Source organism: Weissella fangxianensis (assembly GCF_024718545.1).
GTDB classification, from domain to species: Bacteria; Bacillota; Bacilli; order Lactobacillales; family Lactobacillaceae; genus Weissella; species Weissella fangxianensis.
Genome location: NZ_JAMXDB010000044.1, coordinates 1 through 13,175, shown reverse-complemented (window position 1 = coordinate 13,175; position 13,175 = coordinate 1). Strand labels below are relative to the sequence as shown.

Annotated in this window: 16 protein-coding genes; 3 read left to right on the top strand and 13 right to left on the bottom strand. The window is 37.6% G+C overall.

What is annotated here, in order from left to right; genetic code table 11:
* Nucleotides 1-161: 161 nt before the first annotated feature.
* From mreC to NGR58_RS08995, 3 genes are all read right to left on the bottom strand, one after another.
* Nucleotides 162-1,007, bottom strand: coding sequence for a rod shape-determining protein MreC (mreC, locus tag NGR58_RS09005; RefSeq protein ID WP_258089187.1), 846 nt, complete (start codon nt 1,005-1,007; stop codon nt 162-164).
* Nucleotides 1,008-1,131: 124 nt separating this feature from the next.
* On the bottom strand, nt 1,132-2,136 hold the full coding sequence (locus tag NGR58_RS09000; protein WP_258089186.1) for a rod shape-determining protein: 1,005 nt from the start codon (nt 2,134-2,136) through the stop codon (nt 1,132-1,134).
* A gap of 82 nt (nt 2,137-2,218) precedes the next feature.
* Nucleotides 2,219-2,653, bottom strand: coding sequence for a JAB domain-containing protein (locus tag NGR58_RS08995; protein WP_075270044.1), 435 nt, complete (start codon nt 2,651-2,653; stop codon nt 2,219-2,221).
* A gap of 111 nt (nt 2,654-2,764) precedes the next feature.
* On the opposite strand from NGR58_RS08995, the gene NGR58_RS08990 reads away from it, so the two are divergent.
* The gene (locus tag NGR58_RS08990) at nt 2,765-3,109 is read left to right on the top strand and encodes a VOC family protein (protein ID WP_258089185.1); all 345 of its coding nucleotides are present in this window, start codon (nt 2,765-2,767) and stop codon (nt 3,107-3,109) included.
* A gap of 78 nt (nt 3,110-3,187) precedes the next feature.
* On the opposite strand, the gene NGR58_RS08985 is transcribed toward NGR58_RS08990, so the two are convergent.
* The 9 genes from NGR58_RS08985 to nrdH all read right to left on the bottom strand — a co-directional run bounded on the left by NGR58_RS08985 (nt 3,188) and on the right by nrdH (nt 11,364).
* A complete protein-coding gene (locus NGR58_RS08985; protein WP_258089184.1) occupies nt 3,188-4,015 on the bottom strand; it encodes a hypothetical protein in 828 nt (275 codons plus the stop codon).
* A 129-nt stretch (nt 4,016-4,144) separates the two neighbouring features.
* Complete coding sequence (locus NGR58_RS08980; protein ID WP_258089183.1) at nt 4,145-4,513, bottom strand: fluoride efflux transporter FluC; 369 nt, start codon at nt 4,511-4,513, stop codon at nt 4,145-4,147.
* Nucleotides 4,507-4,890 (bottom strand): fluoride efflux transporter FluC, encoded by a 384-nt coding sequence (locus NGR58_RS08975; RefSeq protein ID WP_258089182.1) that lies wholly within the window; start codon nt 4,888-4,890, stop codon nt 4,507-4,509. Before NGR58_RS08975 ends, NGR58_RS08980 begins: the two co-directional genes overlap by 7 nt.
* 10 nt (nt 4,891-4,900) lie before the next feature.
* Nucleotides 4,901-5,674 (bottom strand): ABC transporter ATP-binding protein, encoded by a 774-nt coding sequence (locus tag NGR58_RS08970; protein WP_258089181.1) that lies wholly within the window; start codon nt 5,672-5,674, stop codon nt 4,901-4,903.
* Nucleotides 5,675-5,680: 6 nt separating this feature from the next.
* The gene (locus NGR58_RS08965; protein WP_258089180.1) at nt 5,681-6,568 is read right to left on the bottom strand and encodes an ABC transporter permease; all 888 of its coding nucleotides are present in this window, start codon (nt 6,566-6,568) and stop codon (nt 5,681-5,683) included.
* A gap of 7 nt (nt 6,569-6,575) precedes the next feature.
* Nucleotides 6,576-7,562, bottom strand: coding sequence for a tryptophan ABC transporter substrate-binding protein (gene trpX, locus NGR58_RS08960; RefSeq protein ID WP_258089179.1), 987 nt, complete (start codon nt 7,560-7,562; stop codon nt 6,576-6,578).
* A gap of 318 nt (nt 7,563-7,880) precedes the next feature.
* On the bottom strand, nt 7,881-8,837 hold the full coding sequence (gene nrdF, locus NGR58_RS08955) for a class 1b ribonucleoside-diphosphate reductase subunit beta (protein WP_258089178.1): 957 nt from the start codon (nt 8,835-8,837) through the stop codon (nt 7,881-7,883).
* 32 nt (nt 8,838-8,869) lie between these two features.
* Nucleotides 8,870-11,041, bottom strand: coding sequence for a class 1b ribonucleoside-diphosphate reductase subunit alpha (gene nrdE, locus NGR58_RS08950; RefSeq protein ID WP_258089177.1), 2,172 nt, complete (start codon nt 11,039-11,041; stop codon nt 8,870-8,872).
* A gap of 86 nt (nt 11,042-11,127) precedes the next feature.
* Entirely contained in the window at nt 11,128-11,364 is a 237-nt protein-coding gene (nrdH, locus tag NGR58_RS08945) for a glutaredoxin-like protein NrdH (protein ID WP_075270054.1), read from the bottom strand.
* Nucleotides 11,365-11,620: 256 nt separating this feature from the next.
* On the opposite strand from nrdH, the gene NGR58_RS08940 reads away from it, so the two are divergent.
* A complete protein-coding gene (locus NGR58_RS08940; protein WP_258089176.1) occupies nt 11,621-12,079 on the top strand; it encodes a class Ib ribonucleoside-diphosphate reductase assembly flavoprotein NrdI in 459 nt (152 codons plus the stop codon).
* A gap of 19 nt (nt 12,080-12,098) precedes the next feature.
* A complete protein-coding gene (locus NGR58_RS08935) occupies nt 12,099-12,752 on the top strand; it encodes a hypothetical protein (RefSeq protein WP_258089175.1) in 654 nt (217 codons plus the stop codon).
* Between the two features lie 17 nt (nt 12,753-12,769).
* Here NGR58_RS08935 and NGR58_RS08930 read toward each other — a convergent pair whose 3' ends face one another.
* Nucleotides 12,770-12,997, bottom strand: coding sequence for a hypothetical protein (locus tag NGR58_RS08930; RefSeq protein WP_258089174.1), 228 nt, complete (start codon nt 12,995-12,997; stop codon nt 12,770-12,772).
* Nucleotides 12,998-13,175 lie beyond the last annotated feature (178 nt).

Genomic DNA, 13,175 nt, shown 5'->3' with positions numbered 1-13,175 from the left:
TTCCGTATTTTATAAGGCGGAATACCTTGTAGATACATTGTGACAGCTTCAATTTGTACTTCTTTTGAAAACATAGTAAAACCCCGTAAGTTTTGGAAATTACTCCAACTTACGGGGTTCAGTTCAGTACACCTCATGATGCCCCAGCTTTTTTATATTATTTAAGGAATAGCAACACTAACAACAGGAATATTATTGAAGTCTGTTGCCGGTTTGATATAAATTTTCTTTGACAAACCGTAGTTATCACTACCAACCTTCTCAACCTTACCAACATATAGTCCAGAAGGTGTAACACCACCCAGACCACTTGTTGTTACTAAGTCACCCTTTTTCACGGAAACATTTGACGTAATCTGTCCCATTACAATGAGATTCTTAGATTGATTAAAACTAGTTATAATACCATCAACCGTCTCACCATCCCCATTTTGCACACGAATGGCAAATCGATCTGAAACTTGACTATTGTCTGATATCAGCTCAACCTTTGCATTAGTTGTATTCACCTGGGTGATACGACCAATCAGTCCACCCGATCCCATAACAGATAGTCCCTTTTTCAATCCAGCATTGGTTCCTTTGTCAATAATCAACTGGGTTTGCCAACTGCTTGGCGACCGTGAAGTAACAACCGCATTAACAACTTTATAATCTGTTAATGTGTTACTGATTTTAAGTTGATCCTTCAAAGCGCGGTTTTCTTGTTGCAATACCTGCAATTGCACCTTTGTCTGTGCTAAGTCATCAACCTTCTTAGTTAAACGTCCATTTTCTTGGTAGGTATTCATTAATTCATCAACTGAATCAAATCCACCCTTAACCGCGCGTATTGGGGCATTCACAATATTAGAAGTCCAACCTGACACGTCAGAAATAACTCGAACCGGCAAAGAAGGTTCTTTTTCTGAATTGTGGGCACGTGCACCTAATGTAATGGCACCAATCGCCACAATAACAACTATGACACCAATCACTAGCCGACGTGATGTAAAGATATTCTTCATCTTAAACATGCCTTTCGTTTATCTTGCTTCACCATACTACATGAGCTAATGCCTAACAATTCTAGTACATATGAATAAACTACCCTGAAAATAACGGGGTAGTTATGACTTCACAAGTTTAGGCTTAATTATTTTTTAAAACATCAATCGACTTTAAAGCCTCACCGGTACCAATAACAACCGCATCCAATGGTTCTGGTGCAACAAATACCGGCACCTTAGTTGCTTCAGCAATCACTTCATCTAAATGAGCTAATTGTGCGCCACCACCAGTAAGGACGATACCACGATCAATGACATCAGCCGCAATTTCAGGAGACGTCTCTTCCAGCGTTTCCTTAATCGCAACAATCACTTCAGCAACCACATCTTTAATCGCATCAGCAACATCACTTGCCTGAATCTCAATCGTCTTTGGTAATCCTGTTACCAAATCTCTTCCTCTGGCACTAGTTCCCTCCATATCTTCAGCTGCCTCAACGTCAGCTGAACCGATTGCCATCTTCAAACGTTCTGAGGTTTGTTCACCAATTAATACAGAATACTTCTGACGAACATACGTCATAATCGCTTCATCGATCTTGTCACCAGCCATTCTGATAGAACGTGATGAAACAATGCCACCTAATGAGATGGTAGCGACATCAGTCGTTCCACCACCTAAATCAACAACCATTGACCCGGTTGGCTCCATCACTGGTAAGCCAGCACCAACAGCGGCTGCAAAAGGTTCTTCAATAACATATGCATCACGAGCTCCCGCTACACGGGCGGCATCAATAACAGCACGTCTTTCAACAGCAGTTACACCTGAAGGTACCCCAATTGTGACATATGGCTTTGCGCCACGACCACCTAAGGCTTTACCTAAATAATACTTCAACATAGCAACCGTTGTCTCATAATCCGCAATGACCCCGTCACGCATTGGACGAATAGCTGTAATAGATCCTGGCGTTCGTCCTAGCATCTCTTTAGCAGCTGTACCAACTGCAACAACTTCATTGGTCTTTGTATTTCGAGCAACAACAGAAGGCTCACGAAGAACAATCCCCTTACCTTCAATGTATACTAATGTATTAGCTGTTCCTAAGTCTATTCCAACATTTCGAGTTCCAAATGAAAACACAGCACTTTCCCTTTTCTTTTTATATTTTTGATAATTCTCACCATGTACTTAAAACGTACCATGCAATTTCTTACTAAGTTTATCACATGTTGTCGACCTTAGTCCATAAATCGATTAGTGTTTCTAATGCAACTTTTGGTAATAAATCTTCCGTCCGATAGCTACGATAGCCTTTGATTGAGATAATCATAAAATCTAAAAAATGAACCTGCATGATTTGGCTACACATCGCCATTTGAGACATTGCTAAACTATCAGCAGCCGACGCTTTTAAATTACCACTAGGATGATTATGACACAAAATAAAACCATAAGCATTCGTTGCAACTAAATGGCGAAAAACATCGCGCGGATGGATATTCACACTATCTAAAGTTCCTAACGCTACTTGCCAAACATCAATAATTGTCATTTGAGTCGTCACAGCTACTACCCAACAAGCTTCTTGTGGTGAATTTGCATAACGTTGTACTAATAAGTCGCCTAACTGCCTCACTGATGTAATTTTAATCGTCATAGATTGACCTCCAATAACAAAGACGCTAAAACTACAATTTTTGTCGTCAATGTTTTAATTCTAGGCGTATAATAGGTAGTTGAGAAATTAAAAGACAATGAGGTGTAACAAATGCGAGTTAGAAAATTCAGTCCATTACAAATTCCAGCAAAAATCGTCCCTAACACGGTACGATTTTATCGTGAGGTATTTGATCTACCAACTGAATTTGGTATCAACGAATCACGGCATTTATTTTTTGATCAACAAGCCATTGTATTTAACGAAGATCCAGATGCCGATCCAATTACCGTCCAAGTTGTTGTGCGTGACCATCGCGAGGCAGTAGAGAACCACTTCATTAACTATGAAGTGAAAGAAAGTAAACCTGCCATGGAAAGTGATGATGGCCGTCATATTATTTTTTATCTTGATGATATTGATGGTAATCATATTGAAGTTATTGCGAATAAATAATCCGCTCAGTTCAAGATAATAAAAACATAATTAAAAGCCGAAACTCTTGTTACATAAGAGTTTCGGCTTTTAATTAACTCACATACTTCGTCGCCAGGCACGCAATAAGTAGCGGCCGTTTTCAGACATGTCATGCATTTTCAATTGCTCAGCTATTTGTATACTTTCTTCTGCCTGTTCCCATTCATGCTGGACTAAATGATCTACTAAACTAGACCACCAGGCAAAACTCATCGCATCACGTGATTGTTCCACGATCCATGATGCAACCTCATCAAATATTTCATGCCGGTATTCCCCTTGGTCCAGTAACATGACTAAAAATTTAGCAGTCATTATATTAAGCATTTCCATTGTATGATGTGGCCAATGCTTAGACCAAATAATCGTTAAATAATCAGCGACCCTTTCAACCGGAACTTCCGTGATGATTGGTGCCAACAAGGCAACATCCATCTCTCGCCAAATTGTGACCGCTTCAAAAGAATCGATTAAAATTTTTTGGGCAATCTGGGCGTGTTCGTCAGGAACAATCCGCGCATGTAAAACATCCGCTAAACTTGCGACACGCAAATAACCACGGGCCATTGTATTACGGAACAAATGATAACCACGCCGACTAATATCTTTAATATCATCAACCGCATGTTTTTGATTTGCTTCTTGTAAGGCAATGATTAGTCCCTCAACAGTATCTAATCCATTGACCAATTCTTTATTTACTTCTGTTCCAGTTAATAATAAATGACTCATCAACGAAATAAAACCCTCAGCTGGTAAGTCATTCTCATTATTCAAATACCGGTAATAGCGATTACGACTAATGCCAATATTTGCCAATTCACGAACAGGAATATCATTAGCTTGACGAATAGCATTAATTCGATTGCGATTAATTAAACTCATGTAGCTATCCCCTATTTTGCTATCTCTCATATCTCATCTTATTGAGTGTACCACCTGCGCAACAACCATTCAACAAAGATTAACCTAGAGAGCAAAATATTCTTGATTTTTGCCACATATTTATCCAATTTAACGTAATTCTTGGCCAATTTGCATACCAAGCCAAAAAATAATTAAGCCACCTATAAAAGTCATAATGGTCTTAAAAATTAACATTTGATGGTGACCATGTGGTTTTTGTATCGCATCAGCAATGTCTACGATTGGTGCAGAAAAGGTTGATAAACCGCCTAAAACCCCTGGTGCTAAAAGTGTATGCATCCAGTCTGGTAAGATTAAAACAACCACAATCCCCATACATAGTGCGGCTAGTAAATTAATACAAACAACCATTAATTCTGCCAATTTACCGAACCATCGAGGTGCAACGGACAATAAACCAAAACGAACTAATGATCCCATCATGGCGCCCAAACCTGTCAAAATTATTTCTACCATGATGCCACCAACTTATGACCAATTATACGACTGATAAGGACCACTGTCACACCACCAATAATGCTGATTCCTATATATCCTAGCGCTGGCAAAATTGTTAATTGACTAATGTCTACTAGTACAGTTGAGTAGGTTGTATAGGCACCTAAAATACCAACCATGACAAAGTCTGCTGTTATCTGTTTTAACTTGGTTAGCTTACCAAGTAAAATGACCAAAAAAGCAGAAATAAAAGTACCGCTCAAATTCACAATAATCGTTTCCCATGGAAAACGATCACTTTGAAATAACATCATCATGATAGCTCGTAAGGACCCACCAATAAAGCCACCAAACGCAACTGCAAAGCTATTTAATAGTAAATTTTTATTTTTCATTTTCTCTATTTTAGTAACGATTAAAGTAATCTAGCAAATCCGTCACTGTCATTTTCTCCTTTGCTTCCCCACTAACGTCTAATGAAATTTTTCCGTCTGACATAATAATTAATCGATTACCATAGTCAAGCGCATCTTCCAAATGATGTGTAATCATCAAAGCTGTCAAATTTTCTTCATAAATTCGTTCGTTTGTTACTTGCATTAATTGTGCACTAGTCTTAGGATCTAAAGCCGCCGTATGCTCATCTAACAACAATACGTCAGGTCTAAGTTGGGTGGCCATTAAAAAAGACAAGGCTTGGCGTTGTCCACCTGATAAATCGCCTGCATCCATATCTAACCTGTCTGACAAGCCATTCCCCATCGTCTTTGTAACTGCCACGAAAGAAGCTTTCTTTTCATCAGTTAAGCCACGATTTTTTAGACGACGACGTAAACCTCTTCGTTCAGCAAGCAATAAATTTTCTGCTACTGTCATTCGAGGGGCCGTACCAAGCTTTGGATCTTGGAAAACGCGGGCCAAAAAGTGGGTCCGTTGTGCTTCATCTAATTTTGTGACATCACGCTCACCTAAAAAAATATGACCGCTTGTTAATGGTAAAGAACCCGCAATCACATTGAACAACGTTGACTTACCAGCACCATTAGATCCTAAAACCGTCACAAAATCACCATCGTGTAACGTTAATGACACATCATTCAATATTGTCTTTTCATTTACTTGTCCTTGATTGACAACGACAGTGGCATGATCTAATCGTAATTTTTCTTTTACATCCATAGTTAATTATCCTCGTTTTAAAAATGAACCCAAACGCAACTTAGCGCGTATTCCTGGCAACATCAAAGCCAAGCCAAGTATAATGGCACTGACTAATTTCAAATCATCTGCGTTAAAGCCAATATATAGCACAACAACTAAGACAAATCGATAGAAAATCGATCCGATGATAATTGTGATCAGACGTTCAGGTAACGTTAATGTGTCAGTAAAGACAACTTCACCAATAATGATTGAAGCTAACGCAACCACAATTGTACCGACACCCATGTTCACATCTGCGAATCCATTATTTTGTGCGACTAAAGCACCACCCAAGCCGATCAAACCATTTGCAATCATTAACCCTAAAATTGTCATATTATCAGTATTGATACCTAATGAGCGCGCCATTTTTGGGTTATCACCCGTTACAATAAAAGATTGCCCAAGTTCAGTTTTCAAAAAATGTGCTAAACAAATGGTTAATAATACAATAACGATTAATCCAATGACAATTACTGGAAAATTACGGGGCAAAATATGCAAAAAGTCATAAGAAAACAAACTATTTTTTCCTAATAATGAGCGATTAGCTTGCCCCATAATTCTTAAATTAACTGAATAAGCAGCCGTCATTGTTAAAATACCAGCAAGTAAGATTGGAATCTTACCCTTTGTGTACAATACACCTGTCACAAGACCGGCTAGACTACCCACTAACGCTGCACCGATGGTCGCAATAATTGGTGAGAAGCCACTTGATATTAAGGTAACCGCAGTTGCAGCCCCTAACGGAAACGTTCCTTCTACGGTCATATCGGGAAAGTCCAAAATACGGAAGGTTAAAAATAGCCCGAAGCCTAAGGTCGCCCAAATTAATCCCTGACCAATTGCTGAAATTAAAAGATTCATAGTTGCCTCACTTTACAAATTTTGCTTGCTTATATTTATCTGGTAATTGGATGCCCAATTTATCCAACTGTGAACGATTAATAATTAAATCACCTTTTTTGATAAAACCAACTGGTATATCCTTTGGCTTTTTACCATTTAATACTTGAGCAATTTGCTTACCAGTTTTTACCCCTAATTTCTTCTGATTAATAGACTCGGCAGCGAGGCCACCGTCTCTAACCATCGTATCAACTGTTGGGAAGACCGGAATCTTCGCCGCATTTGTACTATCTATCAATGTTGGCATCGCACCAGCAATTGTATTATCTGTTGGTACAAATACGGCATCAATCTGATGATTAGCAACCATTTGCTTAGATGTTTGATTTAAATCATTAGAGGATGAAATTGTGTAAGGCTTAGGTTCAATACCAGCCTTTTTTGCTAATTTCATCATTTGTTTTGCTTGTCTCGATGCTGAATCATCCGAAGACGTATAGATAACGCCGAGATTTTTCACATCCGGGACAAAAGTCTGTATCATCTTTAATTGCGATTGCAACGGTGCCTGATCAGATACACCTGTTACATTACCACCCGGGTGTTGATAACTTTTAACAAGTTTTGAATGGACGGGTGTCGTTGATGCTGAAAAAACAACTGGTCTATCGGTTACAGTATTTGCTAAGGATACTGCTGCTGGTGTTGCGATTCCTACTGATACATCAGCTCCTGCATTATCGAACTTTGAAGCCATAGTTTTCAAATTTGATTGATCACCCTGGGCGTTTTCATACATTATTTTGACATTGCGTCCTTTATGAAATCCTTCACTCGCCAACCCTTTATATATACCCTCATTTATGGCATCCAATGCGGGATGTTTCATATACTGCAAGACTGCAACCGTTGGGACCGCCTTCTTTTGATTTTTAGAAACTGTCTCATAACCGCCGGCAAAAAGCGTAAATACAGTTAATACCCCAATTGTACCCCAAATTTTTTTGTTCATTCGTTTACTCACTTCCACTACTATTTAAATTGACAAAATAAAAAACACGAGCAGATACAATAGTACCTTCTCGTGTTTAACATGAAAAGGACCATACACTAAGTCGTGTAACCCTTTCCAATAATCTTAGGAAAATTAGTTAGCACAGACTCAATACTTTCGTTCCCAAAGGAACCCACGTACCGAATCTATGCAGTCATAGTCCGTACGCGTTATCTGCGCCACCAACCATTTAATTGGAATTTAAATTTACCCATAACTAATTTTCTCCTCAGCCATTTTTTATAATACTACCACGTTACTTGTACTTACGCAATACTATTCAATTTGATAATCATCATCTTCCATAGCTTCAACCTGACCAAGTCGATAACCATTACCAACCTGTGAGAAGAAATCATGATTTGAAGTCGTTGTTGAAATACCATTCATAACGATAGGATTAACATCTTCAGCACCGTCTGGGAATAACGGATCTTGTCCTAAATTCATCAATGCTTTATTTGCATTGTAACGTAGAAAGGTTAATACCGATTCCGTCCAACCAATGTCATCATACAATAACTTGGTATAATTCTCCTCATTACTGTACAAATCTAATAGCAAATCATACAACCAAGTTTTTAACTCATTTTGTTCATCTTCGCTAAGTTCATTAAACCCCATTTGGAATTTATAACCAATGTAAGTACCGTGAACTGACTCATCACGCAAAATTAACTTAATAATTTCAGCAACATTGTTTAACTTATTATGTCCTAAATACCAAAGTGGTGTATAGAATCCTGAATAGAATAAGAATGTTTCTAAAAATACTGAAGCAACTTTACGTTGTAATTGGCTACCACTTTGATAAATTTGGTTAATACGATTGGCTTTATATTGTAAAAATTTATTACTATTTGTCCAATCAAATATTTCATCAATTTCGGCTGGGGTATGTAACGTCTCAAAAATTGAAGAATATGATTTTGCATGAACAGATTCCATAAACTCAATGTTATTTAGAACAGCTAATTCATGTTGTGTCCTAGTCGATTGCTTCAAAGATGACATACCGTCTTGTGATTGTAATGTATCTAGTAAAGTTAACCCACCAAAAACATGACCAACTAAATAATGTTCTTGTTCAGACATCTTACGCCAGTCATCCAAATCATTTGATAGAGGGATTCTTGTATCCAGCCAAAACTGCTCAGTTAACTTTTCCCATGTTGCTTTATCAACCTTGTCTTCAATCGCATTCCAATTGATTGCTTCATATGCTACTGTCATTTGCTCACCTTATCTCTCATTTGTATAACACCCTAAATTGAACAACTCTCACATTCATTGACACCAAATTCTTCCATATCGTCAGTATATGTACGAATATAGTAAATTGATTTGATACCTTTCTGATAAGCATATAATCTTAGAATGTTTAAATCACGCGTTGTCATCTTCTCTGTATGGCCGTCTTTCCAATCATATAGACCCTCAGGAATTGTTGAACGCATAAATAATGTTAACGCCATTCCTTGGTCAATATGTTGCTGTGCAGCTGCATAGACATCAATCACACGACGCATATCCATATTATAAGCAGATTCATAGTATGGTAGGGTATCTGTTCCCAAATAAGGTGCTGGATAGTAAATTTTCCCAATTTTCTTTTCTTGGCGTTCTTCAACACGATTAATAATGGGATGCAATGAAGCAGTTGCGTCGTTAACATATGAAATTGATCCAGTTGGTGCAACTGCCATGCGATAAGCATTATACAAGCCATATTGCTTAACTGATGCTGCTAACGCCTGCCAATCCTCTTGGGTTGGAAAATGGTGTACAGCAAATATTTCTTTAACTTTATCAGTTTTTGGTGACCAATCTTCATTAATATACTTTTCAAAGTATTCACCACTAGCGTAAGTTGATTTTTCAAACTCATAAAAACTAGTCTGTCGTTCTTTAGCAATATTATTTGAAGCAACCAAACTATAGTAATTCAGCATTAGGAAGTAAGCATTCGTAAAGTCCAATGCTTCTTCATCCCCATAATACATATGATTTTTAGCAAAAAAGGCATGCAAGCCCATTGCACCTAAGCCAATCGCATGGGTTTGACGATTCCCCAATCTAACTGAAGGAACAATATCAAGATCTGTTTGATCCGAAACAAATGTTAATGCACGTACCATTGAATCTACTGACTTACCAAAATCATTTGTAGCCATCATATTAACAATGTTGGTTGAACCAAGATTACATGATACATCTGTCCCTAACTCATCATAAGTTTGCTCATTATTAATTTGTGATGCTCGCTGGACCTGTAAAATTTCTGAACATAAATTAGATGAGATAACCTTCCCCGCAATTGGGTTAGCAGCATTAACGGTATCTATATTAATAACATAAGGATAACCAGACTCCTGCTGTAATTTCGAAATTTCTGTTTCTAACTCACGAGCCCGAATTTTCTTCTTATGAATTTGCTTATTTGCTACCATCGCATCATATTCAGCTGTAATGTCGACATAATTAAATGGCTTACCGTATACACGCTCAACGTCATACGGAGAGAATAGGAACATATCTGAATTACTTTTGATTAATTCATAAAACTTATCAGGAACAGTTAATCCAAGTGACAATGTTTTGACACGAACTTTTTCATCAGCATTTTCCTTTTTAGTAGCTAAAAAGTTCATGATATCAGGATGGAATACTGATAAATAGACAACTCCTGCCCCATTACGTTGACCCATTTGATTAGAATATGAAAATGAGTCCTCTAATAGTTTCATAACAGGAACAACACCTGATGCGGCATTATTAATCCCCTTGATAGGTGCGCCAGCCTCCCTAAGATTAGACAAAACAATACCAACACCACCACCAATTTTAGACAACTGTAATGCTGAATTAACAACCCGACCAATGGCATTCATGTCATCCGTCGCTTGTAAAATAAAGCATGATACTAGCTCACCACGACGGGCACGACCAGCGTTCAAAAACGAGGGTGTGGCCGGTTGATACCGTTGATGAATCATCTCATCAGCTAAGTTCATTGCTAACGTCTCATCACCATTTGCATAGAATAGGACATTCATAACAATGCGATCATTGTAATTTTCAATGTAATAGTCACCATCATTTGTCTTTAGTGCATACTGTGCATAAAACTTATAGGCAGCCATAAAAGACTTAAATTGAAAATGTTGTGAGTCTAAATACGCATACAACTTCTCAATAAAAGCCATCGTGTACTTATCGACCATTTTTGAATCAACATAATCATTAGCGACTAAGTAATCGAAACGTTCCGCTATTGAACCGAATTTCTTTGTATTTGGCTCAACATTTTCTTTAATAAAAGCTTGTAGTGCTTCAGTATCTTTCTGTAATTGGATACTGTTGTTTTTTGGTATATTCAATTGATTATTTAAATCGAAATAAGTAACCTTATCTAGATCCAGCGTTGCTAATGACATATAATTCCCCCGCGTAGTACCTAGTGTAAAGCGGAATCCTTTTGGTTGCACCGACACATAGGTATATTGACTAATTAATTAAGTGATTAAATTGCTTTGCTTAACTTGGCAAGCAGATCTGGACGGAAACCTTTAACTGGTTCCATGTCTTCTGAAAAGACAACAGGTACTGATTGATAGCCTTTATCCTTCAAAAAAGTTAATGCATCTGCATCATTTTCAACGTTCTTTTCTGAGTAACTAATACCATATTGCGTCAATGTCTTCTTAGTCATGAGACATTGAATGCAGTTATTCTTTGTATATACGGTCACATTTTGCATATTTTCACCTAAACTTTCTTCTTCTATAAAACCTAACGGATTGTTAATATGTCATTGAGTATAAACCACTCAACTAACAGTTTGCAAGTTAATAATTTAACTAAAAAAAGGCTTGACATAGGTTTCACAGCACTGCATAAGCCTTTATAGTGATTATTACAAAAAGATTAAATAATAACTTTCCGTTACATATATGATTGCTAATTATCGTAAACTTTTTTAGACTAAATATTATAGAAAAACCTGGAGGAAAATAATGCCAATCCACCTATTATATAGTTCAATCTCTGGTAATACACGTGCATTCGTCAAAAAGCTGACCGAATATGCCAAAACTCAAGGTCATTTCACTTTGGTACCAATTGAAATATCAGATGCAACATCCGATATTATCGAGACAAGCCATTTTTTTGCCCTTGTACCAACTTATTTGGATGGCGGCAATGGTATTGATAATGGTGTCTTTGAAATTTTAACAGACCCCTTACGTGAACAATTAGAAATTCCGGAAAATCAACAGTATTTGCTGGGAATTATCGGATCCGGAAATAAAAATTTCAATGCACAATATATTCTAACTGCTCGTCGTTATGCCGTACAATTTAAAGTTCCCCTGATTGCTAATTATGAACTGCGAGGAACTTCAAATAATGTACAACGTGTTTATGAAGCAATACAACAACGGCTGACCGAAGTACAATCGTCACATAATTAGGTAAAAGAAGAAATAAATCATGCAAGTCACGCAACCAAAAACTAAGAAAGTTTCATTAACCAAGCAACGACGTGCGGAAACTTGGCAACAATTAACAAAAGAACAGCAGACAGTTATCAAAAGGCACATTCATTATCAGCAAACTTCATTATTTATGAATCATGAGCTAATTGGCCATGGGCGTCACTGGTCCCTAGTCGCCTTTCATGAAAACATGAATTTCGATAGTCCTAGCAGCCCTCAATTATATTGTGACTGTGGTCGTCGTTTGAAATATCAGTACGTCCTAACTAACAATCTTGGTGAAGAAATAAGACTTGGCATCACTCATTTCGCTGATCACATTGGTATTCCAGAGGCCGTTGCCCGTCAACTACAAGCTGAAATTCACCAATTGAATTTTGGGCTAGATGAGCTTTTACAACGCATCCGACGTCATGCTGGGTTGAATCAGGAAATGCGCAATTGGTTCATCGTACATCAAAATGAATTTGACGACTTACCACCTAACACCGTTGATTTTATTGCCCAGAATTTACCACCTGAACGAGAAATACAAACTGACATCGTGCGCGCCTATAAAAAAGCAACTTATGTTAAAAAGGAACACGTGCACCGTAAAAAAACTAAGCTAAATAAAAAAGCTTGGCAAGAAATCTTTCGCGATATTTAGAAATGGAGTCACTATGATTAAAATATATGTCGCCCCCACTGTAAAACCAAGATTTGCTTTATTGGTCGATGACAGGCGCGAGTTGGTGTCTCAAGTGTATACAATACCATCCCAAAATTTGCCAACGACAATAAACCAGTTAAAACTTCCAAGTATGATGGCCCTTCATACAAAGCAAACGCAACTACTAGCAAACGAGAATTATTGGTTGTGGCCAATTGACGAATCGACAAACCAATTTCCATCTATTACCGAAAACCACCTAAACAATTAAAAACAAACTAAAAAAGGCTGCGTTGAACTGAACCCCGTAAGTTGGAGTAATTTCCAAAACTTACGGGGTTTTACTATGTTTTCAAAAGAAGTACAAATTGAAGCTGTCACAATGTATCTACAAGGTATTCCGCCTTATAAAATACGGAA

Excerpts from the sequence above, each read along its gene's own strand:
- NGR58_RS08940 (WP_258089176.1), top strand. The coding sequence starts at position 11,621 with ATGCCAATCCACCTATTATATAGTTCAATCTCTGGTAATACACGTGCA.
- nrdE (WP_258089177.1), bottom strand. The coding sequence starts at position 11,041 with ATGTCATTAGCAACGCTGGATCTAGATAAGGTTACTTATTTCGATTTA.
- mreC (WP_258089187.1), bottom strand. The coding sequence starts at position 1,007 with ATGAAGAATATCTTTACATCACGTCGGCTAGTGATTGGTGTCATAGTT.
- NGR58_RS08990 (WP_258089185.1), top strand. The coding sequence starts at position 2,765 with ATGCGAGTTAGAAAATTCAGTCCATTACAAATTCCAGCAAAAATCGTC.
- nrdF (WP_258089178.1), bottom strand. The coding sequence starts at position 8,837 with ATGACAGTAGCATATGAAGCAATCAATTGGAATGCGATTGAAGACAAG.
- NGR58_RS08995 (WP_075270044.1), bottom strand. The coding sequence starts at position 2,653 with ATGACGATTAAAATTACATCAGTGAGGCAGTTAGGCGACTTATTAGTA.
- trpX (WP_258089179.1), bottom strand. The coding sequence starts at position 7,562 with ATGAACAAAAAAATTTGGGGTACAATTGGGGTATTAACTGTATTTACG.
- NGR58_RS08965 (WP_258089180.1), bottom strand. The coding sequence starts at position 6,568 with ATGAATCTTTTAATTTCAGCAATTGGTCAGGGATTAATTTGGGCGACC.
- NGR58_RS08930 (WP_258089174.1), bottom strand. The coding sequence starts at position 12,997 with ATGGAAATTGGTTTGTCGATTCGTCAATTGGCCACAACCAATAATTCT.
- NGR58_RS08985 (WP_258089184.1), bottom strand. The coding sequence starts at position 4,015 with ATGAGTTTAATTAATCGCAATCGAATTAATGCTATTCGTCAAGCTAAT.
- NGR58_RS08980 (WP_258089183.1), bottom strand. The coding sequence starts at position 4,513 with ATGGTAGAAATAATTTTGACAGGTTTGGGCGCCATGATGGGATCATTA.
- NGR58_RS08975 (WP_258089182.1), bottom strand. The coding sequence starts at position 4,890 with ATGAAAAATAAAAATTTACTATTAAATAGCTTTGCAGTTGCGTTTGGT.
- nrdH (WP_075270054.1), bottom strand. The coding sequence starts at position 11,364 with ATGCAAAATGTGACCGTATATACAAAGAATAACTGCATTCAATGTCTC.
- NGR58_RS08970 (WP_258089181.1), bottom strand. The coding sequence starts at position 5,674 with ATGGATGTAAAAGAAAAATTACGATTAGATCATGCCACTGTCGTTGTC.
- NGR58_RS08935 (WP_258089175.1), top strand. The coding sequence starts at position 12,099 with ATGCAAGTCACGCAACCAAAAACTAAGAAAGTTTCATTAACCAAGCAA.